This window comes from Streptomyces sp. NPDC023723, assembly GCF_040639815.1.
GTDB lineage: Bacteria > Actinomycetota > Actinomycetes > Streptomycetales > Streptomycetaceae > Streptomyces.
On record NZ_JBFAAP010000129.1, the window covers coordinates 1 to 1371 of the forward strand.

Annotated in this window: 1 pseudogene; it reads left to right on the forward strand. The window is 81.7% G+C overall.

Annotated elements, in window-relative coordinates:
• Window positions 1-72: 72 nt before the first annotated feature.
• Window positions 73-1371: pseudogene (locus AB0G32_RS40385) on the forward strand (LuxR family transcriptional regulator); the annotation flags it as partial.

Genomic DNA, 1371 nt, shown 5'->3' on the forward strand with positions numbered 1-1371 from the left:
CGCTGCGGACACGACCGCGCCACCCGTCCGGCTCCGCTCGTGCGGTGTGCCGGACGCGGGTCAGGGCCGGGTATGCAGCAGGTCAGGCACTCGGCCGGCCACGGCCCGGTGGGGCTGCTCCTCTCCGTCGCCGGACACCGGGCCGTGGACGCGGAGTTCGCCGCCCTGCCCGTCGTCCGCCTGGACCCGCTGACACCGCCGCAGGCCGCCGCCCTCCTCGACGACGCCACCGACGGCGGCGCCGAACCCGCCGTCCGCGCCGAACTGCTGGCCGAGGCGGACGGCAACCCGGCGCTACTGCTCGCCCTGGCGCACCGCCTCGGTGCCGACGAACTGCGCGGCCGGCGGCCGCTGCCGAGACCGGCGGCCGACGCCCGCACCCTGGCCGCCGTGGCGGGAGTGGCCCTGACCGGCCTGGCGCCGGACGCCCGGGACCTGCTGCTGACGGCGGCGGTGGCGGTACGGGCGTCGGACGCCCCGGACGCCGACGCCGGCCTGGTCCGCGCGGCCGTACGACGGCTGCGGCCCGGGGCGACGCCGCCCCCGGAGCCGCCCCCGGAGCTCGAACCGGTCGCGGAGGGCGGACTGCGCTTCCACAGCCCGCTGCTGCGCCGGGCCGTGCACGCCACCGCCGCCCCGGACCGGCGGCGGGCCGCGCACCGGGCCCTCGCCGACGTGCTGGCGGCGGACGGGCAGCGGCTGCCCGCACTGCTGCACCGCTCCTGGTCCTCGGCCGCACCGGCACCCGCGCTCGGCGACCGGCTGGCGGCCGAGGCGTCCGCCGGGACGGCGCCGGCCTCGCACCGGCTGCGTGCCGCGGCGTACGCCCGGGCCGCCGAACTGACCGCGGACGGCCCGCTCCGGGCGGAGCGGTACACCGCCGCCGCCGAGCAGGAACTGCTCGCCGGCCGCCCCGACCGGGCGCGCCCGCTGCTGGCCGCCGCCCGCGACTGCCCCGCGCCGCCGCTGCTGCGGGGCCGGGCCGAGCTGGTGAGCGGGCTGACCGAACTGCGGGACGGCCCCGTCGAGGACGCCCACCAGTCCCTGCTGCTGGCCGCCTCGCTGCTCGTCGGCCCGGCCCCCGAGCAGGCCGCGGCCGCCGCCCTCGCCGCCGCCGACGCGGCCTGGGCGGCCGGGGACCTGTCCGCCTGTCTGGCCACCCTCGGCACCGGCCAGGTGCCGCGCGGCCCGGTGGGCGACCACCGCCTCGGCATGCGGGCACTGCTCGAAGGCCGCTTCGACCGGGCGGCCGGGCCACTGGGGCAGGTGGTGCACCGGGCCGGCACCGAGGACCGGCCCGAGGCGCTGCTGCGGTCGGCCGCCGCCGCCCTGCTGCTCGGCGAGGTGGACGCCGCCCGCCGGGCCGGCGCC